The sequence below is a fragment of the Agrobacterium sp. MCAB5 genome, assembly GCF_052114365.1.
Taxonomy (GTDB): domain Bacteria; phylum Pseudomonadota; class Alphaproteobacteria; order Rhizobiales; family Rhizobiaceae; genus Agrobacterium; species Agrobacterium tumefaciens.
Genome location: NZ_JBFREP010000001.1, coordinates 774,341 through 798,023 on the forward strand (window position 1 = coordinate 774,341; position 23,683 = coordinate 798,023).

Genomic DNA, 23,683 nt, shown 5'->3' on the forward strand with positions numbered 1-23,683 from the left:
AAAGGGAGCGCCAGCTTTTCATGGGCAGCCGTCAATTCCTGATGCCGAAAACCGCCATGCCCGGTATTGCTGCCGTGGTTGCGGATAGCGACCGCTCTTTTCCACGTCACATGCACGACCAGTTCGGCATCGGCCTTGTGGAGCGCGGCGCGCAGAAATCGCTGAGCGGGCGCGGCATGGTGGAGGCTGAAGCCGGCGATGTCATCACCGTCAATCCGGGTGAGGTTCATGACGGCATTCCGCTGGGAGAGGGCGGGCGCGCCTGGCGGATGATCTATCTCGACATCGATATCGTGCAGGCCGCCATTGCCGATATCATCGAAAAGGATCACGGCTTTTTCGAATTCGCCTATCCCGTCGATACGAGGCCTCTGGCGGACCGGTTCCGCGCGCTTTTTTCAGCCGTGACGGCAACTCATCGCCCGGGTGACACCCTTCGCTGCGACGAGACCCTGCTTATGCTGCTCGTGGGTGCAATGGAAACGGTGGCAACACCACGCGAGACGGCAGCGCCCGATAGCATAAGACGCGCGAAAAGCAGGATCGACGACGATCCCGCCCGGCCGTTCCGTCTTGCCGATCTGGCCCAGGAGGCCGGCATCAGTCAGTTTCGCTTCCTGCGATCCTTCAGCAAGACCACGGGGCTGACGCCGCACAGCTACCTTTTGCAGCGACGCCTGCATCTGGCACGGGGTGCGCTGGCGAAGGGTGCTCCACCCGCCGATGTCGCGTTTTTCGCCGGTTTCTCCGACCAGAGCCATTTGAACAGGTTTTTCGTACGGCAGTTCGGGGTGACGCCTGCGGCGTATAGGGCGGCCGTTTCGTAGCGCAGGTTGGGATAATAGGGCTACAGACGCGAGCCTCCAAGCCTCAACGCTGCAATTTCATCCAAGACCCCCGCGTCGGACACAGTCACGCTCCTGTCCTCCATTCAACAGGACCTGCAGAAACCATGACGCCCGAATTCCTCATCACATCCCTGATCATCGCCGCTTCTCCCGGAACAGGCGTGGTTTACACGCTGGCCGCCGGCCTGTCCCAAGGGTCGAAGGCGAGCGTCGTCGCGGCTTTCGGCTGCACGCTCGGCATCGTGCCGCATCTGCTGGCCGCCATCACCGGACTTGCCGCCATTCTGCACGCGAGCGCCCTTGCCTTCGGCGTGATCAAATATCTGGGTGTCGCCTACCTGCTCTACATGGCGTGGAACACGCTTCGGGAAGATGGGGCGCTGAAGATCGACGACAAGCAGGAGCACCGCAAGGCAGGGCGGGTCATCGGTGAGGCTATCCTCATCAATCTCCTGAACCCGAAACTGTCGATCTTCTTTTTTGCTTTCCTGCCGCAATTCATCGCGCCGGAAGAGGTTTCTCCGACGTGGCGCATGGTCGATCTCGGGCTGATCTTCATGGCCATGACGTTTCTGGTCTTTGCGCTTTACGGCTGTTTTGCCGCCTCGGTCAGGCGGCAGGTTGTGGCGCGCCCGGCCGTGCTCACCTGGCTGAGACGCAGTTTCGCCGCCGCGTTTGTGGCGCTCGGGGCGAAACTGGCGTTGACGCAGCGGTGAGACCGGACCGGGTTCCACGCTGTCAATCGTCCCAGTCGGGTGCGAGGTGACCGGGGTTGACGATGCGGCCATCGGGTTTGGCAAGCGCGTGGATCGCCTGCATTTCCTCTTCCGAGAGCGCAAAATCGAAAATGTCGAAATTCTCCTTGAGGCGGCTTTCGGTTGCGGTCTTGGAGAGCGCCACGACATCCGGCTGCTGCACCGCCCAGCGCAGCGCCACCTGTGCGGCCGTCTTGCCGTGCCTTGCACCAATATCCTTCAGAACCGAATCGTCGGGCACCTTGCCATCCGCCATCAGATAATAGGCAGTGACCGAAAGCCCGTGTTTGCGCGCGGCCGCAATCACCTTCGTCTGGTCCAGATAGGGGTGGTATTCGATCTGGTTGGTGGCAAGCGGCGTGTCGGAGAGTTTGACCGCCTCTTCCGTCAGCGCCACGTTGAAGTTGGAAATGCCGATATTGCGCACCTTTCCGGACTTGCGCACGTCGTTCAGCGCGCCGATCCTTTCCGCCAGCGGCACATCGCTTTTAGGCCAGTGCAGCAGCAGGAGATCGACATAATCCGTCTTCAGCTTTTGCAGGCTTTCGTCGACGGAGGCGAGAAAATCAGCGTGGCGGTAGCGGTCGACCCAGACCTTGGTGGTCAGGAAAATATCGTGCCGGGAAATGCCGGACTTCGCGATCACTTCGCCAACCGCACCTTCATTCTTGTAGATCTGCGCCGTATCGACATGGCGGAAACCAAGTTTCAGCGCCTCCGGCAAAATGCGCCTGATATCCTCTTCCGGAATGCGGAAGGTGCCGAAACCGAGGGCGGGAATGTTCGCGCCATTCGCGTTGACGTCATACATGCATGTCTCTCCTGTTTATTGCAAACATGGCCGGCAAGGACTGCCGGATGGGGAATCGGTCTTTTATTAACTGGTGTCCGCGCCATTGGTTTCAAGCGTCTCGCCATTGCGAGGCGCTGTGCGCGAGGCTACCAGTCGATGGCGAAACGTCGTAGATGGCATGATCGGAATGTGGAGGAACCACGCGTGTCGCGCTCACAACGGCTTCTTGATCTGTTGCAGATCCTGCGCGCCCACCGCATGCCGGTCAGCGGTACGGCGCTGGCCGCGCAAACCGGCGTCAGCCTGCGCACGCTTTACCGCGATATAGCAACGCTTCAGGCGCAGGGTGCTGACATCGAGGGCGAGGCGGGTGTGGGTTATGTGCTGCGTCCCGGTTTTTTGCTGCCGCCGCTGATGTTCTCGCAGCAGGAGATCGAGGCGCTTGTGCTCGGGTCGCGATGGGTCGCGGGCCGTGCCGATGAGGGGTTGGCGCAGGCCGCCCGCGCCGCACTCGTCAAGATCGCCGCCGTTTTGCCCGATGCCCTGCGTGAGGAACTCGATAATTCCACCCTGCTTGTCGGCCCCGGGCAGGCCATGGCCACCATCCACGTCGATCTCGCCGCCATTCGCGATATTATTCGCAAGGAGAGCAAGGTCGTGATGACCTATCGCGACGAGAAGGGAGAATTGACGGAGCGGGTGATCTGGCCCTTCGCGCTCGCTTTTTTCGATCTGGTGCGGGTGGTGCTGGCATGGTGCGAGACGCGGCAGGATTTCCGCAGTTTCCGGGCCGACCGCATCGAGAGCTTCAACCCTCTGGACAAGCGTTATCCCCGCCGCCGCCAGTCCCTGCTGAAGGACTGGCGCGAGCGGGAAAAACAGCGACGGCAACAAAATCATGCTGACAAAAACTGACAGCACGGGAGGCTAGAACCTGTTCATCCGCAACTCAAGGAGAACAGCCATGACCCACCCCGATTTCACCATTCTCTACGTCGACAACCCGCCGGCCAGCACGGAATTTTATAAAGCCCTGCTCGGCGCAGAGCCGGTCGAAGCCTCTCCGACATTCTCCCTTTTCGTGCTTCAAAACGGCATGAAGCTCGGCCTCTGGTCAAGGCATACGGTGGAGCCGAAGGCATCGTTAACGGGCGGTGGCGGCGAGCTTGCTTTCCGCGTCGAAAGCGGTGCGCAGGTGGATGAAGCCTTCGCCGACTGGAAGACAAAGGGCATCGCCATTTTGCAGCAGCCCGGCACGATGGACTTCGGCTACACATTCACTGCGGCCGACCCCGACGGCCATCGTCTAAGGGTCTACGCCTTCGCGGGTTAGAGATAATGCGTTGAGGCCGATTGGCTAAATAGTGTCGTAGCCATGTCGTACTCTAAGTTCTCCTCATCCCTGTGACAGGCACAGGAATGAGGGGAGGCGAAAACTACGCTACTTCTTCACCGCCACCACGAACAGGCGCGGAAAACGCAACAGCAGCCGGCCGTCCGCCATGGGCGGATAGGCGGCTGCGATGCGCCTGGTATAGTCGTTGAGGAAGGCCTCGCGGTGTTCCTCCCCGGCGGCGGCAAGATAGGGGCGCAGACCCGTGCCCTTCACCCATTCCACAATGCTTTCCGCATCCTTCATGGGGTGGTTGTAGATGGTGTGCCACACATCCACCCGCGCGGATTTCGGTGTCAGCGCATCGAAATAGGCTGATGGCGCGGGCAGGGGTTTGCGGCGTAATCTGCCATCCGCAAACTTGTCCTTCCAGGGGCCGTCTGCTCCCGTTTCCTCCATGGCGCGATGTGTCGGCTCCTGCAGATTGTCAGGCATCTGCACGGCAAGCACGCCGCCGCTTTCCAGCTGGTCCATCAGCTGCGAAAGAACGGCAAGATGATCCGGCACCCATTGGAACACCGCATTGGCATAAAGCAGGTCCGCCTTCTGGCTGGGCCGCCAGTTGCCGAGATCGGCCTTGCCGAAACGGGTGTTGGGCAGCCGGTCCGCCGCCTTTTCCAGCATGTCGTCGTCGCTGTCGATGCCAGTGATGACGTTGACGCCGTAACGACCGGTCAAAAGCTCGGTGGAATTGCCCGGGCCGCAGCCCAGATCGTAACCGTTCAGTACGCGCTCCAGCGGCACCTGCGCCAGAAGATCCCTTGCCGGGCGTGTCCGCTCGTCTTCAAATTTCAGATATTGCTGGGCGGACCATGCCATGATTTTCTCCTGCTGACGTGTTGCATTCGGATCGGCGAACAAGAATGGTAAGGGGCGTTGCAAGCGCCGTCAGACTGCCAGCATCGCATGGGCGAAATCCCCCCGCCATCATCCAATGCATGAATTATTGTGATGGATCTATTCATCAACCTTTTGTTTCGCCTCACAAAACGTCTTTGTCAGGGCATGCATTTGTTATTTTCCGTCAAAATAAGACATGGCGGCAATTAAAACTTGACCTCACCCGGTCAGAGGCATTCACTCCCGCCGATTTCAGAGCATTGCCAGCAAAAGTGCGAAGCGGTTTTGCGTGCGGCAATGTGGCAGGACGAAAAAGATGGAGCTCTTTCGCTTTTTGCAGAAAGGCGGAGATGCTCAAGACAGGAGACAGTCATGACCGTCGATACCGCACCCCGATCAACCACCTGGACCTATGTTGATGGTCAATGGCTGCCCGGCAATCCGCCGCTCATCGGCCCGACCTCACATGCCATGTGGCTGGCCTCCACGGTGTTTGACGGCGCGCGCTGGTTCGATGGCGTGGCTCCCGATCTCGATCTGCATTGCCAGCGCGTCAACCGCTCGGCCACCAACATGGGCATGAAGCCGACCATGACGGCGGAAGAAATCGAGGCATTGGCGCTGGAAGGCGTCAATAGATTCGACGGCAAGACCGAAATCTACATCAAGCCGATGTATTGGGCAGAACACGGTTCGCCGGGCAGCGTCGTCGCGCCCGATGCCAATTCCACCCGTTTTGCGCTGTGCCTTTTCGAAGCGCCGATGAATGCCGGCGCATCGCTGACACTCACCGTCTCGCCGCTGCGCCGTCCTTCACCGGAAACCGCGATGACGGATGCCAAGGCCGGTAGCCTTTACCCCAATAGCGGCCGTGCCATTCTGGAAGCCCGTGCACGCGGTTTCGACAACGCCCTGATGTGCGACATGAACGGCAATGTCGCTGAATCGGCATCGTCCAACGTCTTCATGGTCAAGGACGGCGTCGTCTTCACCCCGGTTCCGAACCGCACCTTCCTTGCCGGCATCACCCGTTCGCGGGTGATGAGCCTTCTGCGCCAGGCCGGTTTCGAAGTGCGCGAAGCGACCCTGTCGGTCGAGGATTTCCGCGGCGCGGATGAAATCTTCTGCTCGGGCAATTATTCCAAGGTTTCCCCTGTTGTGAAACTGGATGACCGCGTATTGCAGGCAGGTCCGGTCGCCCGCAAGGCGCTCGATCTTTACATGGATTGGGCACGTCTCGGCGCAGACGTCTAGAGCGCCGTGCGTCCCGCCGGACGCTCTGACTCTCTTTAATCTGCGCATCGTTACGGACGAAAATCGAATGTGATTTTCTGTCTGGTGGGCAAAGCTGACACGTATTTCGATCAGGGCCACGGCAGGCGTTCGGCTTGCCGTGGCCTTTTGTTTTTGCAGTGCAGTATTTTCCCGCGAAAACTGAGGGGAATTTAATCCAATTTTAGACAAACCACCCGTAGTTTGCAGCATCTTCCCTTCCGGCTAACGAGGGCCGCCAGATGTCTTTCAGCATTCGTAATGTACTTGTAGGATTTTTTCTTACCATCAGCCTCGCGCTGGCCGGTTTGGTCGGAAACGAGTTGTGGCGGTCGGCCAATCGCGCCGGCACCTTTTCAGAGGTTGCGCAACTCGTCTCGCTCGACAAGCTTCTTTTCAACGCTCTTTTGAATTTCCGCAGTGAACGCGGCGACAGCGCCACGGAACTGACGCTCGATCCGTCGAAATCGACGGGCAGCGTCGCCAGCGTGCAGGCCGCACGCCAGAAGGTGGATGCTGCCATGACGGCATTCCTCACGCAGTCTTCGTCGCTTGAAGACACGCAGCTTCAGGCACCGCTGAAGCGCGTTAAAGATGTCTACGCGCAGTTCGTCGAATTGCGAAAGAAGGTTGACGCCAACGTTTCGCTGCCGCTTGACCGGCGCGAAGGCGGGCTCGACAAGACGGTCATGGCGCTCGGCGGCGATTTCCTCGCCTCGCTCGAGGCGGGCTCGACAGCGCTTGAAGGCACTGTTCGCTCTCTCGATCAGGGTCAGACCGGTTTGATCCAGTTGCGCTCTTACGGCTGGTCTGCCCGTGCCCTTGGTGGCAGCGCCACCGTCATTCTCAACGCTGCCGTTGCCCAGAACCGTCCACTGACGGCGCAGGAGATGCAGCAACTCGGCGCATTCGATGCCGGTGCGGCTTTCGCCTGGAAAGCGACCGGCGATCTGGTTACGCATGAATCGACGCCGCAATCGCTCAAGGATATCTACGCCACGGCGGACAAGACTTACTTCAAGGGCGATTTCAGCGCGCAGCGCGCCAAGCTCATCGACGATCTCATGAATGGTCGCACGCCTGCCTTCACCATGGACAGCTGGCGCACCACCGTCACCGAAAACCTCGGCACGATTGCGAAAATCGCTTCTGCCGCCATGGATGTTCTGGACGCAAATGCCGCACAGGCCAAACAGGACGCCTTCATCGATGCGATGATCTATCTCGTCGTCTTCATCGCGACGCTGGCGCTCTGTATCCTCTCGCTTGCCGTCATCGTCGGCCGCGTCACCCGGCCGATCAGCCGCCTGACCAACGCGATGATGGAGCTTTCGGGCGGCAATCTTTCGATCGATGTCGCCGGCGCAAAACGCGGCGACGAGATCGGCGAGATGGCCCGCGCCGTGGAAATCTTCCGCGAGGCGGCAATCCGCAACAGGCAGCTGGAATCCGAAGCCCTGGCCAACCGCGAGCGGGCCGAGCGGGACCGTATCGAGTTGCAGCAGCGCGCCGAGGCCGAGGCCGAAGAACGGCTCAATCAGGCCACCGGTTCGCTGGCGGGCGGTCTTCGCCGTCTCGCTTCCGGCGACATGGTCTGCGAGATCGCCACGCCGTTCGCACCGCAATTCGAGGCGCTGCGGCACGATTTCAACAGCTCCGTCGTTCAACTGCGCGAAGCGCTGACAAGTGTCGGCCAGTCCGTGCAGACGGTAAATGGCGGCGCTCACGAGGTTTCGTCGGCATCGGACGATCTTTCCCGCCGCACGGAGCAGCAGGCTGCCTCTCTGGAAGAGACCGCTGCCGCGCTGGAAGAGATCACCGCCAATGTTTCGGCCACTTCCAAGCGGGCAAGCGATGCGCGCGACACGGTGCGTGAGGCAAGGGCAAAGGCCGATCTTTCCGGCAAGGTGGTGCGCGATGCCGTTTCCGCCATGGAACGCATCGAGCATTCCTCGCGCCAGATCGGCCAGATCATCGGTGTTATTGACGAAATCGCCTTCCAGACCAACCTTCTGGCGCTGAATGCGGGCGTCGAGGCGGCGCGGGCTGGCGATGCGGGCAAGGGTTTTGCAGTCGTTGCACAGGAAGTGCGCGAACTGGCCCAGCGTTCCGCCAAGGCCGCCAAGGAAATCAAGCAGCTCATCAACACGTCAGCCGTTGCGGTGGGTGAGGGCGTGAAGCTTGTCGCCGATACTGGCGTCGGACTTTCCGAGATCGAGCAGCTCGTACTGTCCGTCAACACCCATATGGACGCCATCGCCACCGCGGCGCAGGAACAGTCCGCCGGTCTCTCCGAGGTCAACACCGCCGTCAACCACATGGATCAGGCTACGCAGCAGAACGCCGCGATGGTTGAGGAAATGAATGCGGCCGGTGCGGGTCTTGCGCAGGAATGTGCCAATCTCCAGGCTTTGTTGGCGCAATTCCAGCTCGGTCAGCAGACTTCCGCATTGCGCGAGACGGCAAGGCACATGCGTGAGGCAAGCCCCGCACGTGCACCCGTCTCCCAGCCGTCCAGATCCCGCCCGGTCACTGCTTCGCGTGGCAATGCCGCGCTGGCCGTGAAGGGTGATGACTGGACCGAGTTCTGAGGACGAGATTGCCTTTGGCTCCGGGGTCCAGCGCGATCAAGTCTCTGATCGCGTACGACTCTTCTCACGGCGCAGAGGCGCCGTGGCTGGATGCCGGATCCAATCCGGCATGACGATATAAAAAAGTCGCAAGCATCAACAGATCGAAGCCCGCGTCCGAAACCGACGCGGGCTTCATCGTTTCTGCAGGTTTGGCAATGCAGCAGCGAGCGCCCTTAGTGGCGCGGTCATGTGCTTGTCGCGTCTGAGGGCAAGGGCGATCCACCGTTCGAGCGGCGGCTCGAGCGAGCGCCATTCAAGGCCCGATGGAGCATCTTCATGCTCCATCGCCATGCGTGGCACGATGGCAAGGCCAAGGCCTGCGCCCGCCAGTTTCTTGATGGCCTCGACGCTGCCCAGTTCCATGGCGGGTTGCACGGTGCGGCCGCTTGCCGAAAACCATTGATCCACGAGCTTGCGCGTATTGCCGCCCTCGTAAAGCAGCAATGGCTGTGTCGAAAGCGTCTCGGCATTCAGGATTGTTGCGTCGCTGATGGTGCCATGCGGGAAAACCGCAACCAGTTCATCGAGATGGATGTCGCTGATATCGAGGCTGCGGCCGCTGGCCGGCAGGGCCACCACCGCCGCATCGATCGTATTGGCTTCGAGAAGCCTCAGTATATCGTGGGTATTGCCGGTCTGCACGACGATGTCTATCCCCGGCATCACCTGGCGGATTTTGCCCAGCACTGGCGGCAGAAGATAGATGCAGGCGGTGGCGCCCGTGCCGATGCGCAGGCGTCCCGTCACGCCGCTGCGATGAGGGGCTACGGTATCGATGGCATGCACCACTTCTTCCGCAATCCGTCTTGCATGGATGAGAAAGTCCCGGCCCGCCGCCGTCGGCTGCGCGCGCCTGCCGACCCGTTCGATCAGACGCACACCGAGCTGCTTTTCCAGCAGCCGGATGTGCAGGCTGATGGCCGGCTGCGTCAGCCCCGCCTTGTCGGCTGCGGCGGAAAAGCTGCCGAGATCGGCGACATCCATGAAGCTGCGGACCTGCCGCAGATCGAGGTCCATCATCAAAGAAAACCTTATCGTTTGTATAAGACAGATAATCTTTATTTTGACTGAGCCGCAATGCACAATAATGCCGTGAATGACCACAGGACACGAGAATGACCCTTCCCACAATTTCCAGCCTTACCATCCGCCCTTGCGAGGAGGCGGATATTCCAGCCATTACCGAAATCTACCGGGATGCCGTGCTGCATGGCCGCGCCAGCTTCGAGATCGATCCGCCAAGCGTGGATATGATGCTTGAGCGCCGCCGACTGCTGGTAGAAGGCAACTACTCCTATCTCGTCGCCGAAATCGACGGAAAGGTAGCCGGATATGCCTATGCCGGCGCCTATCGTCCGCGCCCGGCCTATGGTGCTGCTGTGGAGAATTCCGTTTATATCGATCCGGCCATGAAGGGCATGGGAATTGGCCGCAAGCTGCTCGATGCGCTGATCGAGGATGCGACTTCGCGCGGCTTCCGGCAAATGATTGCGGTCATCGGCGATAGCGCCAACGCCGCCTCCATCGGTGTGCACCGCGCCGCCGGTTTCGAGCATGTAGGCACATTCAAGTCCATCGGCTGGAAACACGGCCAGTGGCTGGACACGGTGCTGATGCAGCGCGCGCTGGGCGATGGCGACACCACGCCCCGTTTCTGAAACCTCAGGGCTTGGTGGAACCAGGGATTTCAACCTTCAGCGTATCGCCGGCAAGCTCGCTGCCGAGTTCGACGGCCTTGGTCTTCTTGTCGTAAACGCAGATATGGCTGATCGTCGCATCCGCGCCCTTGGCCTTGCCGGTGAGGACGGCGAGACCATAATTCTCGCTGCCCACCGGATCGACCACCACCTTGGCGTCCTCGATCATGTCTTTGCCGGCGCCAAGGCACGCCGTCTGCACATCCGCCACGAATTCCTTCCAGGCATCGTCAGACGATGCGACGGCGGGTAGCGCCAGCGAGGAGAAGGCGGCGAAAAGCAACGCGCGATGGATCATGGGGCGGGTCATGGAATTTCCTTCCTGCAATTTCATCAAAAGCGAACCGATAGGGTGGAAAACAGTACGCCAGGGTTGTGAAACAAATGTGGTGGCGGCTGGCTTGAGAGGAATTTTCTCTTTTGTCGGAACATTTTGATATTTCACAGGTTGCCCAAACAGAGGTTCGCTCCTATGGTCCGCTCACACGGTTTCTAGGAGCGGTAACCCGCTGCAAAAAGGAGTAAAAACCATGGCCTTCGAACTTCCTGAACTCCCCTACGACTACGACGCGCTTGCACCATACATGTCGCGCGAGACGCTCGAGTTCCATCACGACAAGCACCACAAGGCATATGTCGACAACGGCAACAAGCTGGCGGCGGAAGCCGGTCTTTCCGACCTTTCGCTTGAGGAAGTCGTGAAGAAGTCCTTTGGCACCAATGCTGGTCTCTTCAACAATGCTGCCCAGCATTACAACCACGTCCATTTCTGGAAGTGGCTGAAGAAGGACGGCGGCGGCAACAAGCTGCCGGGCAAGCTGGAACAGGCATTCGCCTCCGATCTCGGCGGTTACGACAAGTTCAAGGCTGATTTCATCGCTGCCGGCACCACGCAGTTCGGCTCGGGCTGGGCATGGGTTTCCGTCAAGAACGGCAAGCTCGAAATCTCCAAGACCCCGAACGGCGAAAATCCGCTGGTTCATGGCGCAGAACCGATCCTCGGCGTCGACGTATGGGAACACTCCTACTACATCGACTACCGCAACCTGCGTCCGAAGTACCTCGAAGCCTTCGTCGACAACCTCATCAACTGGGACTACGTCCTGGAGCGTTACGAAGCCGCTTCCAAGTAAGTTTTGCGGATTGTAATTTTTTGAACACCCGGCCCCCAAAGGCCGGGTGTTCTGCTTTTGAGGTCGACAATCCAGCGTGTCGCTCCCATTTGTCACAAGCCTGTCATCCGCCCGGTTTATCGCGGCGCATCATGACTGAAAAAACCACACCGCTCTTCTCATTCGGCATCGTTGCCGATCCCCAATATGCCGATGCCGAACCCCGCCCGGATATGGGCCGGTATTATGCCGAAAGCCCGAAAAAGCTTGGCGAAGCGATCGACGCCTTCAATCGCGAGGAACTGGCCTTCGTGGTAACGCTGGGCGATATCATCGATCGCGGTTTTGAAAATTTCGATGCGATCCTTGGCGTCTACGAGCAGCTTCGCCACCCTTCGGTGATGCTGCCGGGAAATCACGATTTCGCCGTTGCCGCCGAACACTTGTCCGCCATCCATGCCCGCCTCGGAATGGCGTCGCCCTGGCACGATTTCACCATCGGCGAGATACGTTTCGTGGTGCTTGACGGCAACGAGGTCAGCCTGTTTGCCCCGCCGCCGGGCGATCCGCGCCGCACGCTGGCGCAAGAGCGTCTGAGGCGCCTGCAAGAGGTGGGTGCGATCAATGCGCAGGACTGGAATGCGTCGCTCAGCGACGAACAGTTCGAATGGCTGCGGACCGTTCTGCAAAAGGCGGATGCGGCGGGTGAAAAAGTGGTCATTCTCTGCCACTATCCGGTCTATCCGAACAACGCCCATAATATGTGGGACGCGCCCCGCATCCTCGATCTTCTGGATGTACACCCTTCGGTCGTCGCATGGTTCAGCGGCCATAATCATGAGGGCAATTACGGGGTGCAGGGCAACACTCACTTCGTCAACTTCAAGGGCATGGTGGATACGCCAGACCAGAACACCTTCGCCATTGCCGATGTGTTTGCCGACCGAATCGTCATCCGCGGTTTCGGGCGGGAAGACGATAGGGTGCTGGAGCACTTGCAGCATAACGCTGCCTTGCTTTGAAGTCAGCACCACCCTCTCAACCGTCATTACTGTCACAGGAATGGCGGTTGAGACGGGGGCACCGACACACAAAGAAGGTTGAAAGACGCGCTAAATCAGTAGCTTTACGCGCCGGCTTGATTCGTCGTTCGTTCCGAAGTCCCCAGCTGATTGCTCTGCCAGCCGCTCATCCACAATTGCCGCAACCTTTCGCCTTCCATCTTGAAAAAGCTGCCGGTTGTCTTGCAGGTCAGAACGCGGTCGGAGCGGAAATTGCGGATCGCTTGCCTGAGCTCGCACCAGGCGACGATATTGGTCGTCTCCGAATAATAGATCATGGCGATGGGCCGGATCTGTCGCCGGGTCTCGGTGCCGGTTTCATCGCCATAGGTTATGTCCAACCGCTCCTCGTCGCGCACCGCCCGTCTGACCATGGCAAGATCGACGCCGGCGGGTGAGGGCGCGATGCTGCCCCAGGCGTGCAGGGCATTGGCCGACAGGGTTTTCGACAGGGGATCGGGCAGGGATGCGGCAATCTTGTCGCTGACCTTTTTGGCCGCCTGCCGCAATTCGGTATCGCCCGTGCGCGCGACCATGGCGAGCGCAAGCACGATCGCCTCCGTCTCCTCGATGGAAAACATCAGCGGCGGCAGGTTGAAGCCGGGACGCAGGATGTAACCGACGCCGCGTTCGCCTTCGATCGGCACGCGCATGGTCTGAAGGGCCGAAATATCGCGATAGACCGAGCGCACCGTGACCTCCAGTGCCTCGGCAATGGTCTGCGCGGTGACCGGCCTGCGCGCCACCCGCAGGATCTGGATGATCTCGAACAGTCTCGATGCCTTGCGCATTGCCGTTTTTCCCGGTGGTTTCCCAACGCAACTGACACAACGCTGTCAGTTGGCTTTTCCTATAAGCAGCAAAACACATTGAGAAACATGAGTTTTCCCGAATGTGTCGCAAACTGTTTTGGGAGATACTGACATGAGTTACGCCGAAAATCTCTGGCTTTTCTTTCTGGTCCTGTTCGGCATCATCATCCTGCCGGGCATGGATATGCTGGTCGTGCTGGCAAGTGCGTTGACGGGTGGCAAAAGAACCGGGCTTTCCGCCGCAAGCGGCATGAGCGCCGGCGGCATGGTGCATTCACTTTACGGTGCGTTGGGCGTCGGCATGCTTGCCGCCTGGATGCCGTCGCTGTTCCTGCCGCTGCTGGTCGCCGGCGCCGCTTACATGGTCTGGATCGGCGTCGGCCTGATGCGCAGCGCTATCACCGTCAATGGCGATGAGGCGCAGGCGAGCGCCTCTGTCAGAAAGGCGTTCTGGCGGGCCGTGCTCACCTGCCTTTCCAATCCGAAAGCCTATCTCTTCATGATGGCGATCTATCCGCAATTCCTCAAACCCGACTATGGTCCAATCTGGATGCAGGGGCTGGTAATGGGCGCGATGGTGGCCATCACGCAGTTCACGGTCTATGGCGCTCTGGCGCTGACGGCGGATAAAAGCCGGGCATGGCTCGTTTCCTCGCCTGCCGCGACGATTTTCATCGGCCGCGCCGCCGGTTTCATGCTGATTGCCGCAGCCCTGGTTACGCTTTGGGAAGCACTCTCCTAGACTTCTGTTTTCTTGGGGAAATTCACTGCAATGTGACTTCTTTTCGCCATGCGGAAAGGGCATCCTCGCGCCGTTATCGCGCGTTCGGCATCTGCCGGAATCAAGGAGAGAGTGTATGAAACTGAAAACCATCGCGGCGGCCATGCTTTTCGGCTGTCTTTGCGCCGGAGCGGTCTACGCTGCCGGCGAAGTCGAAAAACGTGAAGGCATGATGAAGCAGATCGGCGGCTCCATGGGGGCGCTTGCTGCCATCTCCAAGGGCCAGAAGCCTTATGACGCCGAAGCCGTAAAGGCTGCCGTGACGACCATCAGCACCAACGCCAAGGCTTTCCCCGACCAGTTTCCCCCGGGCAGCGAGACCGGCAGTGCTGCGGCACCCGCGATCTGGGAAAATTTCGATGACTTCAAGTCCAAGGCCGCCAAGCTCGGTGCCGATGCGGACAAGGTCCTCGCCAGCCTTCCCGCCGATCAGGCAGGCGTCACCGCCGCCATGCAGACCCTCGGTGCCGATTGTGGTGCGTGCCACCAGACCTACCGTCTGAAGAAGTGATCCTATTAAGAACGCCGCTTCCCGGCGGCGTTTTTTTCAGCGGGAATGACGCCTGATCTCATCAGGTGATAATGGGGAGAGGGGTCATGGCCTCCATTTGGACGAAGCTCGCGGGCGGGATCGCGGTGGCGGCCATTGCCGGTTTCGGCATTTTCGCCTGGGTCACCGCGCCTGTGCGTCAGGCACCCAGCCACTGGGTGAGCCTTGGGGAGCCGGACCTTGCCAATGGCGAAACGCTGTTCTGGGCGGGCGGCTGCGCAAGTTGCCATGCGGCACCAGATGCCAAGGGCGATGCGCTTTTGACGCTTTCGGGCGGGCAAGCGTTGAAAAGCCCCTTCGGCACCTTCCATGTGCCCAATATTTCCTCCGATCCGCAGCATGGCATTGGCGGCTGGACGCTTTCGGAATTCGGCGATGCGATGACGCGCGGCGTCGGCAAGAACGGCGAACATCTCTACCCGTCCTTCCCTTACGCCTCCTATGCCCGCATGACGCAGAAGGACATCAACGACCTCTTCGGTTATTTGCGGGTTCTGCCCGCCAGCCAGAATGACGCGCCGGATCACGAACTGCCGTTCCCCTTCAACATGCGCATGGCATTGGGCGGCTGGAAATTCCTCTATTTCGATACATCCGCGCCACCCCGCGTCGAGCTTGCCGATGCCAATGCCGAATTGCTGCGCGGCCAATATCTGGTGGAAGGCCCGGGCCATTGCGGCGAATGTCACACGCCGCGCAATGCGCTTGGCGGTTTTCTCGATGGCAAATGGCTGGCCGGTGGTCCCAATCCCGAAGGCGAGGGCCGCATTCCCGATATTACCCCCGGCTCGCAGAGCGTCGGAAGCTGGGAGGCGGCCGATATTGCCAATTATCTGGAAACCGGCTTCACCCCGGAATTCGACAGCGTCGGCGGCTCCATGGTCAAGGTGCAGCAGAATATGGCGCATCTGACGGCCGAAGACCGCAATGCGATCGCCGCCTATCTGAAGGCCATCCCGGCGCGGTAGCCCTTTGCCATCATGCCGGACTTGATCCGGCATCCAGCCACGGCGCGCGACTCTCACGCCGGCCTGCCATTGACTCCCACCCACACCCATCGGATAACGATCCTGTGATGGTTCCTTCCGGGCGTTCCGGAAGGTGAAAAGGGAACACGATAGGGAGATATCCTCATTCGTGGCTGCCCCCGCAACTGTGAGCGGAGAGCCTGAAACGAAATGCCACTGGTAAGCATCTCGCCGGATATGGGCGAGGGCAATGCCGGGAAGGTGTTTCAGGTTTTGACCCGTAAGCCAGGAGACCTGCCATCACGGAAATGTCCATGCCGGCGGGGTGTCCGGAAGAGCGGAATTTCAGGGTGGTGGTGCTTGAACGTGCCGCCCTGTGTCAGTCTCGTATCCCCGTGGTGAAGTGTATCGCATGCGGCTGCACGGCGTTTGCCGTTCCGCCGCGTCTAAAGGCGCGGGGTCGCGCCGTAAGAGGGGTCACCATGTCCATCAACCAGAATACGGCAAATGCCGCCGTTTCAGCAAAAACGGGCAGCTTCGCGCAATCGCTGACGGCGATCGTGCTTGGTCTGTTCGTCGTCGGTTTTGTCGGCTTTTCGCATGTGGAAGCCGTTCACAACGCCGCGCATGACACGCGTCATGCCAATGCTTTCCCTTGCCATTGAGGGGAAAAAGCATGTCGTTCTTTCGCAATATCGTTTTTACTGCCGTCCTCGTCGGCATCGTTGGCGGCTTCGCCGTTTCGGCCATGCAGGCTTTCGGCACCACGCCGCTGATCCTGAAGGCGGAAACCTATGAAAATGCCGGTGGCGAAGCGCCCCACAGCCATGATGCTCCGGCCACGACCGGCGCTGCCGTTCCCGCGCACGAACATAACGAGGAAGCCTGGTCTCCGGCCGACGGCTTCGAGCGCACCGCCTATACGGTCGCCGCCAACGTGCTGACCGCCATCGGTTATGCGCTGGTGCTGACCGGCCTCATCTCGCTGCGCGGCACCGATGCCGGCTGGCGCGAAGGCCTTTTGTGGGGTGTGGCCGGTTTTGCCGCCGTCATGCTTGCGCCGATGATCGGCCTGCCGCCGGAACTGCCGGGCAGCCCGGCGGCCGCGCTTGAGGCGCGTCAAATCTGGTGGCTTTCGACGGTTGCGGCGACCGCAGGCGGCATTGCGCTGATCGCATTCCGCCGCGAACCCTGGGCAATCGTGCTCGCACTGGTGTTGATCGTTGCTCCACATGTGGTGGGCGCGCCCCTGCCGCCGGAAGGTGAACATGCGCTGGCACCGCTGCCGCTGGAACGACAGTTCATCGTCGCCGCCACCGTGACCAGCTTTGTCTTCTGGGCCTTGCTCGGAACATTGAGCGCGTTTTTCCTGAAGCGCTTCCAGCAGGCTTGAAACCATGCAGGGCGCAGCCGAATGGAGTGAGGAACTCGATGCGCTGCGTTTTGCCGTTCCCGGTCACGGCGCTTTCTGCGCCGTGCATCGCCTTGCTTTCAAGGCAGTCCTTGGCGTCAGCCCGGAACGGGAAGCGGCGCTCGCCTATTTTCATGAGAATGAGGCTGCCTTTACGGCCGCAGCCCTTGCCAAGATAAAACGCTCGGCTTTGCCGGCCGGTCGCAGTCTGCATCTCAACAGCCGCGATATCCGCCGTGCGATTGCGGGGGAGGGCGGGGATGTCGCGCTCCGTGTCTGCCGGGTGCTTGATCAGGGGTGATTTGTGATGGTCTCGCGGCTTAACTTCCCCACCACCTCATTCCTGTGACAAGCACAGGAATGAGGTGGGAGGATCCGCAAAACTCTCGACACCAAGGTGAGCCTCACCGGTGCTCCGCCGCGAAAACCTGAAGTTCCGCCTCGGCTTCCGGACCAAAGAGGCCGAGGTGTTTCAGAATATCCACCGCGAAACTGACGGGTGCACTGCCGGCTGCGGTTACGATGCCGCCATCGCTGACCGCCTTCGGCTGGTCGCGATAGAGCGCTTCGCCGCGATAGGACGGATAGGTCTTGTGAGAGGCGAGCGAATTTCCGGTATGGGCGACGTCATCAAGGGCGCCCGTGCCTGCAAGCGCGCTGGCAGCCGCGCAGATGCCGGCAACCAGTCGGCCCTTCTCGCGAAACCGCTGTACCAGCCCGCCAAGATCGACAGCCGTTCCCTTTTCCCAGCTGAGGCCGCCGGGAATGACGAGCGCATCGATGTTAGCAGGATCAAGCGCGTCATAGGATGTGTCGGGCGTAACGTTGAGCCCGCCCATTGAAACCACGGGCCGGCCGTCCGGGGTTGCGTAAACGATCTCGACGCCGAGATAGCCGCGCGCGGCGGCGGCAAGCAGCGCCGGTTCCCAGTCCGCAAAATCCTGCGCAAGCGCAATGGCAATCCGTGTCATGGCCGTCTCCAAAGGTTGCAATCAGGCGATAGACTGCATGTAGCGCATGCCGGTGACCGGGCGCGGCGCGAAATCCATGCTTTCGTAGAAACGATGCGCGGCGACATTGCCGGTCGTGGCGCTGACGGAAAGATAGTCGCAACCGAGGCGCTTGGCGATATCGCGGGCGCGGGAAACCAGGTGCTGGCCGGTGCCATGGCCGCGGTGACCGTCACGCACGAAAAGATGGTGCAGCTCAAGCCCGCGGCGGCCTTCCTGCGCCCTGTAGAGCGGCAGCATCAGGGCGTAACCGATCAATGCGCCGTCGGCTTCCGCCACCAGCCCATGCACCCAGGGAAGCGGGCCGAACAGGTCGCGTTCCAGTTTCGCCGGCGTAATCGCCGCCGCATCGCCATGAAAGGTGGCAAGCAGGGTGATCATCTCATTGAGCTCAGGCAAATCGGTCTTGCGTGCGCCACGAATGATGACGACGGGCGGTCTTTCCAGTGTAAGGGAACTATCTTCGGTCATTTTTCTGGTCCTTCGGTTTTATCGGTGCCGTCAGGACGCTTGAAAAACAACAAAGCCGCCTGACGGCGGCTTGTTGACAAAATGATCTGTCGAGCCGCCCTTTACAGGTAGGCCCAAAAGTACGAGCAGGAGATGGGTGCGCGTTCGTTGATCATGTCCATGCAATGCGCTCGAATCTGAAATCTGTCAAGCCTGCTGTTTAGCCTCAATGCTCCCCTTCGCACATGCCATGGTCGGAAAGTGCGCGGATGACATAACAATCCTCGATCGAATGACCATGGCAATGGGAGACGATACGTTCCAGCTCATGCTCGAGCTTTTTGAGGCTGGTGATTTTTTCGCGCACATGGGCGAGGTGTTCGGCGGCAATGCGATCCGCACCCTCGCACGGCATTTGCCGGTGCTGGCTGAGCGCGATCAATTCTCTGATGGCGTCTATATTGAGCCCGATATCGCGGGCATGGCGGATGAAAGCCAGCCTTTCGAGATCGGATTTTTCGTAACGGCGCTGGTTGCCTTCCGAGCGGTCTGCCTCGCGGATGAGGCCCATCTGCTCATAATAGCGGATCGTCGGAACCTTCACGCCGGTACGTTTGGACAATTCACCGATGGACAGCATTGCCTTCTCCATATCCTCAAGAGCAGCCGGGACAAGAACGAACCGGATGCTCTAGTCTCTAGAGATATAGCTTTTCAGCCTGCCGTTCAATGGGTGTCAGGCGGCGGCATCCACGCCGAGTGCCTGCGCCAGGGCTTTGAGAACTTCTGTCTCGATGCTGGAGGCGGCGTCAGGCTGCGCTGATGCGGCGATATCTACCGCCGGTTCGGTTCTGGCCTGTGCGCCGCTGTCCAGGTTCCAAAGTGCTGCGGCAAGTCCGGCGGAAACGCTGGCGGCGGCAGGTGCGGCGGAAACGGCAACGCTCTCGGCGCTGGAAATCGCGCGGTGTGCCGCCCGTGTCAGTTCCAGCAGGGCCTCGGTGGTTGCATTTGTTTCCCTAGTCTTTGTCGGCTCAAGGGTCCGGACCGGAGTTGCGTAATAGCTGCTGGTTGTTGCTGCGATAGTCGTCATGACTGAGTCCCCTAAGTTTCATGGGGTATTTTTAGGGGTCGAAACATTCGCGAAGATTGCGTCGCGCAGGGCTTGAACCAAAAAACATCGCAATATAGTATACCCCCCTATAGTATATGAGGTACTCATGTCCCATACGATCCGCAACAAGGAGAAGCTTCTCGCTCGCATCCGTCGCCTCAAGGGGCAGATGGAGGCGGTGGAGCGTGCCCTGGACGATTCCAAGCCCTGCGGCGAGGTGCTGCAATTGCTGGCCTCGGTGCGCGGTGCGCTTTCCGGCCTGACGGGGGAGGTGATGCAGGAACATCTGCATGAGCACGTCGTGCACGCCGAAAATGAAGACGAGCGGGCGCGTGCGGCGGACGAGCTGGCCCAGGTGCTGAAGACCTACATCCGCTAACCTCTCTCCCAAAAGTGTCCGCGGCTTTGGGAAAAGACATGCGTGAAACAGAATATTCCAGGATCGAACAGGATTAGCGACATGACGACGACATCCGAATTTTCCGCAGCGTCCGGCCACGACCATGTTTTCCTAGGCCGGAACCATGAGCGCAATGAAAAGCGCGTGTGGATGGTGATTGCGCTGACCACAGTCATGATGGTGGCGGAGATCGTCGCCGGCCACTGGTTCGGTTCCATGGCGCTGACGGCGGATGGCTGGCACATGTCCACCCATGCGGGCGCAATGCTCATCTCGGCGCTGGCCTATCTCTATGCCCGGCGTGAGGCGCGCAATCCGCGCTTCACCTTCGGCACCGGCAAGTTCGGTGATCTCGCCGGTTTTGCCAGCGCCATCGTTCTGGCGGTGGTGGCGCTGCTCATCGCCGTCGAAAGTGCGATGCGGCTTTTCAATCCTGTTCAGATCGACTTCAATCAGGCGATCCTCGTCGCCGTCATCGGTCTTGCCGTCAATCTCGTCAGCGCCGTGCTGTTGAAGGATGACCACGATCACGGCCATGGCCATGGCCATGGTTCGCATGCCCATCACGGCCATGGCAGCCACGCCCATCACGATCACGGCTCGCACGCGCATCACGGCGAGCACGGTGCGAAGGGCGGCAGGGACAATAATCTGCGCGCAGCCTATCTGCATGTACTCGCCGATGCGCTGACTTCCGTTCTCGCCATTGTCGCGCTGCTGCTCGGCAAGTGGAACGGCTGGTCCTTCCTCGATCCGTTGATGGGTATTGTCGGCGGTGTGGTGATTGCCCGCTGGTCATGGGGACTCATTCGCTCCACGGCAACGACGCTGGTGGATGCGGTTCCGCTGACGGAGGACTTGCCGCAGGAAATCCGTGAAAGCGTGGAAACGGAAGAAGATCGCATCACCGACCTGCACGTCTGGCAGGTGGGGCCGGGGCATCACGCCGCCATTGTCGCCATCCACTCGCAGGTGCCGAAGGCACCGGCTTTCTACAAGCAGAAGCTTGCAGCCATACATGAACTCTCACATGTAACGGTGGAGGTCAGCCCGGCAAGGGCCTGATCGGAATCACCTATTCGTATTCGGAATAGGCGCTGCGCACCCATTCGGCCTGCGCTTCTGCCTTGTCCTCGGCGGAGGTCGCAGCCTGCGTGTGGGCCGGCGCGCTGCCATTGCCGACGGCCCACAGCACGTTTGCCAGCGAACGGGAAAGAACGGTGCTGGAAACGGTAGGGTTGCCGGGGCCGCGTTTAACGGCCTGTTCCTCGGGCGCGCTCTGCGCGCTGCCGGGTTTTTCGATGTCGCGGACACGAGCCTGATAATTGTATCCGCCAATATTGCTTTCGATCTGCATGCCAGTGATTCCGCGTTCAAAAGTTAACAAATGGTTAACGGCGGCGGCTTGCCCGAAGCTTGCGCTTGCTGCATTGCAATGTCGTTCCCGGCTTGACACGTGGCAAAGGGGTGCTTCGTTTTTGCATGGTTGGATGGGAAGGCGGGCATTACCGGCCTTGCCCACACTTCGCGTCGTGCTCGCCATGGCGACCCTGTTGTGCCGCTCAAACTGTGGCGCCAAACACCCCAACTCCCGTCATGCCGGCTCTAGGCCGGTATGACGGAAGAGCGTTTTGACGCCGCCAGGCAGCTCCTATGTCTTTTGCGCAGCGGGGCTGGGGCTTTTTCGGTCCTCTGAAAGAAAGGCAAATCCTGTTGGTGCCGGATTACGCGGTTTCCTTCTCCACAGGCGCCGCCGGTTCCGGGATTTTTTCCGCTTCCTCCACGACTGCCACCCCGGCCTCCGCCTCCTGAGGTGCCGGCGTGACCATCGCCGCCACCAGCGTGTCGAGGCCGATGGCGCCGACTGGCTTGCCGTCTTCATCCACCACATGGGCGCTGGTTTCGTTCGCCTCCGACATATCGCGGGCGATGGTTTCCAGTGTCGCGTTTTCCGGCACCGACATGCCCTCGGGTTTCGCCGTCAGCGGTTCCATCACGGTGGTCGCCTGAAGCACGCGGCTGCGGTTGACGTCGCGCACGAAGTCGGTGACGTAACCATCCGCAGGGGAAAGGATGATGCTCTGGCCGTCGCCCTGCTGCACCACTTCGCCGTCTTTCAGAATGGCAATGTGGTCGCCGAGCCGCAAAGCCTCATCCAGATCGTGAGTGATGAACACCACTGTCTTGTTCAGCTCCTGCTGAAGGTCGAGCAGCATCGTCTGCATATCGACACGGATCAGCGGATCGAGAGCCGAATAGGCCTCGTCCATCAGGAGAATATCGGCATCGTTGGCAAGCGCGCGGGCAAGGCCGACACGCTGCTGCATGCCGCCGGAAAGCTGGTTCGGATAATAATCCTCATAGCCGGCAAGACCGACACGATCCAGCCAGTAACGGCCTTTCTCTTCGCTGTCCTTGCGTGGCATGCCCTGAATATCGAGGCCGTAGACGCTGTTTTCCAGCACGGTGCGATGCGGCAGGAGGCCGAATTTCTGGAACACCATCGCCGTTTTGTGACGGCGGAATTTCCGCAGCGCCGAAGTGCTCATGCCGCAAATGTCCTCGCCGTCGTAGAGAACCTCACCTGCGGTCGGGTCGATCAGCCGGTTGATGTGGCGGATCAGCGTCGACTTGCCGGAACCGGAAAGCCCCATGACCACGGTGATCTTGCCGCCCGGCATGGTGATGTTGATGTTGTTGAGACCGAGCACATGGTTGTGTTTGTCGTTCAGCTCGACCTTGTCCATGCCGGATCGCACCGCTTCGAGGTACTTCTCGGGATGCTTGCCGAAGATCTTGTAAAGATTCCTGATTTCGATGCTTTTAGCCATGGGAGACCTCGCGGTATTTCTGCAGGCGCTTGCCGAAAGCCTGGCTTGCCCGGTCGAACATGATGGCGATGGCGACCAGAGCGAAACCGTTCAGGAAGCCCACCGTGAAAAACTGGTTGTTGATGGCCTGCAGCACATTCTTGCCGAGACCGCCGACGCCGACCATGGAGGCGACGACGACCATTGCGAGTGCCATCATGATGGTCTGGTTGATGCCGGTCATGATGGTGGGCAACGCCAGCGGCAGCTGCACATTGAACAGCTTCTGGCCGTTGGAGGAGCCGAAGGCATCGGCGGCTTCCAGCACTTCCCGGTCTACCAGGCGGATGCCGAGGCTGGTCAGGCGGATGACGGGCGGAATGGCGTAGATCACCACTGCGATCAGGCCCGGTACCTTGCCGATGCCGAAAATCACCACCACGGGGATGAGATAAACGAAGCTTGGCAGGGTCTGCATCACGTCGAGCACCGGATTGATGATACGCTGCAACCGTTCTGAGCGTCCCATCAAAATGCCGAGCGGCAGGCCGATGACGATGGCGATCAGCGTGGCGATGGCGACGATGGAAAGCGTCGTCATGGCGTCGCGCCAGAGGCCGACTGCGCCGATCATGAGCAGGGAGATGGCCGTGCCACCGGTGATCTTGAAGCTGCGCCCGGCCAGATGCACGATCGCCAGAATGACCAGCATGGTGACGATCCACGGGGTCTGGATGAACAGCCGCTCCGAGGAGTTGAGAAAGAGCTGCAGCGGATGCACGATCACATCGATCGCATCGCCGTAATTGCGCACGATATCGCGAAAACCGTCATCGATGGTCTTGCGTGCCACACGCATCGTGCCGTTATCGATGGCCGGAAACTTGCACAGCATATCCGGCAGATAGTTACAGAGGGCCATTATTGTTGTTTTCCCTTTGGGTTTTGGGGGATGGGTGGTCGAGGCTGGAGCGCG

At 60.1% G+C, this 23,683-nt stretch carries 29 protein-coding genes and 1 riboswitch; of the genes, 17 read left to right on the forward strand and 12 right to left on the reverse strand.

Going from position 1 to position 23,683, the window contains the following annotated elements; genetic code table 11:
* The first annotated feature begins 20 nt into the window (after window positions 1-20).
* Both AB4Z23_RS03775 and AB4Z23_RS03780 read left to right on the forward strand, forming a co-directional pair.
* Window positions 21-827 carry an AraC family transcriptional regulator gene (locus AB4Z23_RS03775; protein ID WP_421477927.1) on the forward strand — a complete coding sequence of 269 codons (807 nt, stop codon included), beginning with the start codon at window positions 21-23 and terminating at the stop codon, window positions 825-827.
* A gap of 125 nt (window positions 828-952) precedes the next feature.
* Complete coding sequence (locus tag AB4Z23_RS03780; RefSeq protein ID WP_038490223.1) at window positions 953-1,564, forward strand: LysE family translocator; 612 nt, start codon at window positions 953-955, stop codon at window positions 1,562-1,564.
* 22 nt (window positions 1,565-1,586) lie between these two features.
* On the opposite strand, the gene AB4Z23_RS03785 is transcribed toward AB4Z23_RS03780, so the two are convergent.
* Window positions 1,587-2,414 carry an aldo/keto reductase gene (locus AB4Z23_RS03785; RefSeq protein ID WP_421477928.1) on the reverse strand — a complete coding sequence of 276 codons (828 nt, stop codon included), beginning with the start codon at window positions 2,412-2,414 and terminating at the stop codon, window positions 1,587-1,589.
* 186 nt (window positions 2,415-2,600) lie between these two features.
* On the opposite strand from AB4Z23_RS03785, the gene AB4Z23_RS03790 reads away from it, so the two are divergent.
* Window positions 2,601-3,311 (forward strand): helix-turn-helix transcriptional regulator, encoded by a 711-nt coding sequence (locus tag AB4Z23_RS03790; protein WP_111783243.1) that lies wholly within the window; start codon window positions 2,601-2,603, stop codon window positions 3,309-3,311.
* Window positions 3,312-3,360: 49 nt separating this feature from the next.
* A complete protein-coding gene (locus AB4Z23_RS03795; RefSeq protein ID WP_112681523.1) occupies window positions 3,361-3,729 on the forward strand; it encodes a VOC family protein in 369 nt (122 codons plus the stop codon).
* A gap of 108 nt (window positions 3,730-3,837) precedes the next feature.
* Here AB4Z23_RS03795 and tam read toward each other — a convergent pair whose 3' ends face one another.
* Window positions 3,838-4,608 (reverse strand): trans-aconitate 2-methyltransferase, encoded by a 771-nt coding sequence (gene tam / locus AB4Z23_RS03800; RefSeq protein WP_421477929.1) that lies wholly within the window; start codon window positions 4,606-4,608, stop codon window positions 3,838-3,840.
* Window positions 4,609-5,001: 393 nt separating this feature from the next.
* On the opposite strand from tam, the gene AB4Z23_RS03805 reads away from it, so the two are divergent.
* Window positions 5,002-5,883, forward strand: coding sequence for a branched-chain amino acid aminotransferase (locus AB4Z23_RS03805; protein WP_421477930.1), 882 nt, complete (start codon window positions 5,002-5,004; stop codon window positions 5,881-5,883).
* Window positions 5,884-6,143: 260 nt separating this feature from the next.
* Complete coding sequence (locus tag AB4Z23_RS03810) at window positions 6,144-8,492, forward strand: methyl-accepting chemotaxis protein (RefSeq protein WP_441359998.1); 2,349 nt, start codon at window positions 6,144-6,146, stop codon at window positions 8,490-8,492.
* A 174-nt stretch (window positions 8,493-8,666) separates the two neighbouring features.
* On the opposite strand, the gene AB4Z23_RS03815 is transcribed toward AB4Z23_RS03810, so the two are convergent.
* Window positions 8,667-9,554, reverse strand: coding sequence for a LysR family transcriptional regulator (locus tag AB4Z23_RS03815; RefSeq protein ID WP_421477932.1), 888 nt, complete (start codon window positions 9,552-9,554; stop codon window positions 8,667-8,669).
* A gap of 95 nt (window positions 9,555-9,649) precedes the next feature.
* On the opposite strand from AB4Z23_RS03815, the gene AB4Z23_RS03820 reads away from it, so the two are divergent.
* A complete protein-coding gene (locus AB4Z23_RS03820) occupies window positions 9,650-10,192 on the forward strand; it encodes a GNAT family N-acetyltransferase (protein ID WP_003511952.1) in 543 nt (180 codons plus the stop codon).
* Window positions 10,193-10,196: 4 nt separating this feature from the next.
* On the opposite strand, the gene AB4Z23_RS03825 is transcribed toward AB4Z23_RS03820, so the two are convergent.
* Window positions 10,197-10,541 carry a hypothetical protein gene (locus AB4Z23_RS03825; protein WP_333717868.1) on the reverse strand — a complete coding sequence of 115 codons (345 nt, stop codon included), beginning with the start codon at window positions 10,539-10,541 and terminating at the stop codon, window positions 10,197-10,199.
* Between the two features lie 220 nt (window positions 10,542-10,761).
* Here AB4Z23_RS03825 and AB4Z23_RS03830 point away from each other — a divergent pair, with 220 nt between their 5' ends.
* A complete protein-coding gene (locus tag AB4Z23_RS03830; protein ID WP_003511955.1) occupies window positions 10,762-11,364 on the forward strand; it encodes a superoxide dismutase in 603 nt (200 codons plus the stop codon).
* A 131-nt stretch (window positions 11,365-11,495) separates the two neighbouring features.
* Window positions 11,496-12,365 (forward strand): metallophosphoesterase, encoded by an 870-nt coding sequence (locus AB4Z23_RS03835; protein WP_421477933.1) that lies wholly within the window; start codon window positions 11,496-11,498, stop codon window positions 12,363-12,365.
* 104 nt (window positions 12,366-12,469) lie between these two features.
* On the opposite strand, the gene AB4Z23_RS03840 is transcribed toward AB4Z23_RS03835, so the two are convergent.
* Complete coding sequence (locus AB4Z23_RS03840) at window positions 12,470-13,195, reverse strand: helix-turn-helix transcriptional regulator (protein WP_421477934.1); 726 nt, start codon at window positions 13,193-13,195, stop codon at window positions 12,470-12,472.
* A gap of 133 nt (window positions 13,196-13,328) precedes the next feature.
* On the opposite strand from AB4Z23_RS03840, the gene AB4Z23_RS03845 reads away from it, so the two are divergent.
* From AB4Z23_RS03845 to AB4Z23_RS03870, 6 genes are all read left to right on the forward strand, one after another.
* Window positions 13,329-13,958, forward strand: a complete 630-nt coding sequence (locus AB4Z23_RS03845) for a LysE family translocator (protein ID WP_441359999.1) — start codon at window positions 13,329-13,331, stop codon at window positions 13,956-13,958.
* A gap of 115 nt (window positions 13,959-14,073) precedes the next feature.
* The gene (locus AB4Z23_RS03850) at window positions 14,074-14,508 is read left to right on the forward strand and encodes a c-type cytochrome (protein WP_025592760.1); all 435 of its coding nucleotides are present in this window, start codon (window positions 14,074-14,076) and stop codon (window positions 14,506-14,508) included.
* Window positions 14,509-14,594: 86 nt separating this feature from the next.
* Window positions 14,595-15,515, forward strand: a complete 921-nt coding sequence (locus AB4Z23_RS03855; RefSeq protein ID WP_003511962.1) for a c-type cytochrome — start codon at window positions 14,595-14,597, stop codon at window positions 15,513-15,515.
* Window positions 15,516-15,606: 91 nt separating this feature from the next.
* A riboswitch (cobalamin riboswitch) is annotated at window positions 15,607-15,831 on the forward strand.
* Window positions 15,832-15,997: 166 nt separating this feature from the next.
* Window positions 15,998-16,180, forward strand: a complete 183-nt coding sequence (locus AB4Z23_RS03860) for a CbtB domain-containing protein (RefSeq protein ID WP_003494386.1) — start codon at window positions 15,998-16,000, stop codon at window positions 16,178-16,180.
* An 11-nt stretch (window positions 16,181-16,191) separates the two neighbouring features.
* On the forward strand, window positions 16,192-16,908 hold the full coding sequence (locus AB4Z23_RS03865; protein WP_065702657.1) for a CbtA family protein: 717 nt from the start codon (window positions 16,192-16,194) through the stop codon (window positions 16,906-16,908).
* A 4-nt stretch (window positions 16,909-16,912) separates the two neighbouring features.
* Window positions 16,913-17,227 (forward strand): hypothetical protein, encoded by a 315-nt coding sequence (locus tag AB4Z23_RS03870; protein WP_003511970.1) that lies wholly within the window; start codon window positions 16,913-16,915, stop codon window positions 17,225-17,227.
* Window positions 17,228-17,330: 103 nt separating this feature from the next.
* On the opposite strand, the gene AB4Z23_RS03875 is transcribed toward AB4Z23_RS03870, so the two are convergent.
* From AB4Z23_RS03875 to AB4Z23_RS03890, 4 genes are all read right to left on the reverse strand, one after another.
* Window positions 17,331-17,897, reverse strand: a complete 567-nt coding sequence (locus AB4Z23_RS03875) for a type 1 glutamine amidotransferase family protein (protein WP_421477935.1) — start codon at window positions 17,895-17,897, stop codon at window positions 17,331-17,333.
* Between the two features lie 21 nt (window positions 17,898-17,918).
* Window positions 17,919-18,407, reverse strand: coding sequence for a GNAT family N-acetyltransferase (locus tag AB4Z23_RS03880; RefSeq protein ID WP_003511975.1), 489 nt, complete (start codon window positions 18,405-18,407; stop codon window positions 17,919-17,921).
* 205 nt (window positions 18,408-18,612) lie between these two features.
* Entirely contained in the window at window positions 18,613-19,026 is a 414-nt protein-coding gene (locus AB4Z23_RS03885) for a MerR family transcriptional regulator (protein ID WP_003511977.1), read from the reverse strand.
* 96 nt (window positions 19,027-19,122) lie between these two features.
* Window positions 19,123-19,476: a hypothetical protein gene (locus AB4Z23_RS03890; protein WP_003511979.1), complete on the reverse strand. Its 354-nt coding sequence runs from the start codon at window positions 19,474-19,476 to the stop codon at window positions 19,123-19,125.
* Between the two features lie 127 nt (window positions 19,477-19,603).
* On the opposite strand from AB4Z23_RS03890, the gene dmeR reads away from it, so the two are divergent.
* Complete coding sequence (gene dmeR / locus AB4Z23_RS03895; RefSeq protein WP_421477936.1) at window positions 19,604-19,876, forward strand: Ni(II)/Co(II)-sensing transcriptional repressor DmeR; 273 nt, start codon at window positions 19,604-19,606, stop codon at window positions 19,874-19,876.
* Between the two features lie 81 nt (window positions 19,877-19,957).
* On the forward strand, window positions 19,958-20,962 hold the full coding sequence (gene dmeF / locus AB4Z23_RS03900) for a CDF family Co(II)/Ni(II) efflux transporter DmeF (protein ID WP_112513406.1): 1,005 nt from the start codon (window positions 19,958-19,960) through the stop codon (window positions 20,960-20,962).
* Window positions 20,963-20,972: 10 nt separating this feature from the next.
* On the opposite strand, the gene AB4Z23_RS03905 is transcribed toward dmeF, so the two are convergent.
* From AB4Z23_RS03905 to AB4Z23_RS03915, 3 genes are all read right to left on the reverse strand, one after another.
* Complete coding sequence (locus tag AB4Z23_RS03905; RefSeq protein ID WP_003511987.1) at window positions 20,973-21,254, reverse strand: hypothetical protein; 282 nt, start codon at window positions 21,252-21,254, stop codon at window positions 20,973-20,975.
* Window positions 21,255-21,621: 367 nt separating this feature from the next.
* Window positions 21,622-22,728, reverse strand: coding sequence for a quaternary amine ABC transporter ATP-binding protein (locus AB4Z23_RS03910; protein WP_421477937.1), 1,107 nt, complete (start codon window positions 22,726-22,728; stop codon window positions 21,622-21,624).
* Window positions 22,721-23,629, reverse strand: a complete 909-nt coding sequence (locus AB4Z23_RS03915; RefSeq protein ID WP_003511991.1) for an ABC transporter permease — start codon at window positions 23,627-23,629, stop codon at window positions 22,721-22,723. The genes AB4Z23_RS03910 and AB4Z23_RS03915 overlap by 8 nt, the downstream gene beginning before the upstream one ends.
* Window positions 23,630-23,683: the final 54 nt, after the last annotated feature.